The sequence below is a fragment of the Streptomyces viridosporus genome, from assembly GCF_002078235.1.
Taxonomy (GTDB): domain Bacteria; phylum Actinomycetota; class Actinomycetes; order Streptomycetales; family Streptomycetaceae; genus Streptomyces; species Streptomyces viridosporus.
On record NZ_MSGP01000747.1, the window covers coordinates 1 to 2,416 of the forward strand.

The 2,416-nt window shown below is 76.1% G+C and carries 4 protein-coding genes and 1 pseudogene; 4 read left to right on the forward strand and 1 reads right to left on the reverse strand.

The window, feature by feature from the left end; all coding sequences use genetic code 11:
• Both B7L92_RS36945 and B7L92_RS36950 read left to right on the forward strand, forming a co-directional pair.
• A pseudogene (locus B7L92_RS36945) lies at positions 1–237 on the forward strand (NADPH-dependent F420 reductase); the annotation flags it as partial.
• A 4-nt stretch (positions 238–241) separates the two neighbouring features.
• Positions 242–505, forward strand: coding sequence for a hypothetical protein (locus B7L92_RS36950; protein WP_174704077.1), 264 nt, complete (start codon positions 242–244; stop codon positions 503–505).
• On the opposite strand, the gene B7L92_RS36955 is transcribed toward B7L92_RS36950, so the two are convergent.
• Positions 495–1,295 carry a site-2 protease family protein gene (locus B7L92_RS36955; RefSeq protein ID WP_081241516.1) on the reverse strand — a complete coding sequence of 267 codons (801 nt, stop codon included), beginning with the start codon at positions 1,293–1,295 and terminating at the stop codon, positions 495–497. The two genes, B7L92_RS36950 and B7L92_RS36955, sit on opposite strands and share 11 nt — an antisense overlap.
• A 116-nt stretch (positions 1,296–1,411) precedes the next feature.
• On the opposite strand from B7L92_RS36955, the gene B7L92_RS36960 reads away from it, so the two are divergent.
• Positions 1,412–1,654: a hypothetical protein gene (locus B7L92_RS36960; protein WP_143626464.1), complete on the forward strand. Its 243-nt coding sequence runs from the start codon at positions 1,412–1,414 to the stop codon at positions 1,652–1,654.
• 146 nt (positions 1,655–1,800) lie between these two features.
• Positions 1,801–2,416: AfsR/SARP family transcriptional regulator (locus B7L92_RS36965; protein ID WP_143626466.1), on the forward strand; the 616-nt coding region annotated here is incomplete at its 3' end.

Genomic DNA, 2,416 nt, shown 5'->3' on the forward strand with positions numbered 1-2,416 from the left:
GCCATGCTGCTCCAGGACCCGCAGATCGACGAGATCGACACCGACGTGATGGTGCTCGGCGAGGACCGCGCCGACGTGGAGATCGTCCAGGCGCTGGCCGGCCGCGTCCCCGGCATGCGCGGCGTCTTCGCCGGGCGGCTGCGCGGCGCCCACCAGGTGGAGGCGCTGGTGGCCAACCTGATCTCGGTCAACCGCCGGTACAAGGCGCACGCCGGGCTCCGGGTCACGGACGTATGAGGCGATGGGGGACACTGGACGGCGTAGCAGTGTCCCCCGACAGGAGCCAGCAGTCATGTCCCCCACGCCTCCTCCCGCCCAGGCCCGGCGACTCGCCCTCTACGCCCTCGTCGTCTGCCTCCTCGCCGTCGCCGCGGCCGTCGTCTCCTTCGTCGAGGGCAGCTGGCTGGGTGTCGTCTGGGTGCTGCTGGCGGGCCTGTCGTCCAACATGGCCTGGTACTACCTCAAGCGCGGCCGGGGGGCGCGGGACGGCTCCGTCACCGGCTGACCGAGCAGAGCCCGTTCGTCTCCCGCCAGAAGCGGAACAGGTCGTAGCCGCAGTACGTGTCGAACTCGTGGATGCCCAGGGCGTTCAGCAGCGAGTCGACCACGCCGAAGAACGCGCCGTTCACCGCGGGCAGCCACAGCAGCGCGAACACGAACAGCAGCCCGAACGGCGCGAACGGCTCCACCTGCCGCCGGACGCCGTACGACAGCCAGGGCTCGATCACGCCGTAGCCGTCCAGGCCCGGCACCGGCAGGAAGTTCAGGATCGCCGCCGTCACCTGCAGCAGCGCCAGGAAGGCCAGCGCGAACCGGAAGTCGGCCGGTACGCCGTCCAGCGCGCCCAGCCAGAACGGCGCCGTGCACACGACGGCGAACAGGACGTTCGTCAGCGGTCCGGCCGCCGAGATCAGGCTGTGCCGCCACCGCCCCCGGATCCGGCCGCGCTCGATGAAGACGGCCCCGCCGGGCAGACCGATCCCGCCCATGATCACGAACAGCACGGGGAGCACGATGCTCAGCAGGGCGTGCGTGTACTTCATCGGGTTCAGCGTGAGGTAGCCCTTCGCGCCGACCGAGATGTCGCCGCCGTGCAGCGCGGTGCGCGCGTGCGCGTACTCGTGCAGGCACAGGGAGACGATCCAGGCGGCCGTCACGAACAGGAACACGGCCAGGCCGGGCTGTGCCGCGAACCCGGTCCAGGTGGCCCATCCGGTGACCGCGGTCACGGCCAGGATGCCCAGGAAGACCGGGCTGATCCGCCGGTCGCGCGGGCGGAGGGTGGCGGTGGTCAACGGGACTCCCTTGGCTGTCGGACACGCGGTGGGCACACGCGGGGGCTGCCCGACCGTACCGGGCGCACCGGGAAAACGTCTCGCGCCGACCGGCGGTTCCTAGGAGGGTGGAGGCCGTGGAGCCCTGGCACGTGTGCTACGAGGACCGGCGGACGGAGCGCCACGGCGAGCCGTCCGCGGGGGACGACGGGGTGAGCCGGCCGCCGCTCCCCGCCGACGCCGACGGCGTTCCCGGCGGCGGCCGGCGCGATCGGCTCACCGGGCTCACCCGTCCGGTGGGGCGCGTACCGGACGGCGCGGGCGCGGTGCCCGCGGACCCGCGGCAGGCGGCCGACCGGTCACCGGGCGCGGGCCGGTGACCGTCCGGCAGGGCCGGACCGGCCCCGGCCCCGGCACCGGGCCGCGGGCGGGCCGGGCGCCCGGCCCGCCGGCCGGCCCTCCCGGCGCGTCCCGGACGGCCGGCGTCCCGCCCCGGCCTCCGGCCGGTCCCGGGCCACCGGTGACAATGGACCCCGTGCGCTACCGCATCCTCGGCACCACGCAGGCACTCGGCCCCGACGGCGGTGCCGTCCCCGTCGGCGGGGCGCGGCTGCGTGCGCTGCTGACCGTGCTCGCCCTGCGGGCCGGCCGTACCGTCCCCGTGCCCCTGCTGGTCGACGAGGTCTGGGGCGGCGAACCGCCGGCCGACGCCACGGGAGCGCTGCAGGCCCTGGTCGGGCGGCTGCGCCGGGTGCTCGGCGCGGACGCCGTGGCCTCCGTCGACGGCGGCTACCGGCTCACCGCCGCGCCCGACGACGTCGACCTGCACCGCTTCGAGCGGCTGGCCGGGGAGGGCCTGCGCGCCCTGGCCGACGGGGACCCGGCCAAGGCGGGCGCCCTGCTGGACGACGCCCTCGCCCTGTGGCACGGGCCCGCCCTCGCCGACCTCCCCGACCGCACCGCCGAGGCGGCCCGCGCCGGGACCCGGCGCCTGGACGCGCTGCGCGCCCGCCACACCGCCGCCCTCGCCCTCGGCCGGGCCGAGCAGTGCCTGCCCGAGCTGACCGCCCTGTGCGACGCCCACCCCCTCGACGAGCCCCTCCAGGCCCTGCGGCTGCGCGCCCTGCGCGACACCGGCCGCA

Bases quoted from the DNA above. Each gene is read 5' to 3' on its own strand.
- B7L92_RS36950 (WP_174704077.1), top strand. From the start codon at position 242: ATGGGGGACACTGGACGGCGTAGCAGTGTCCCCCGACAGGAGCCAGCA.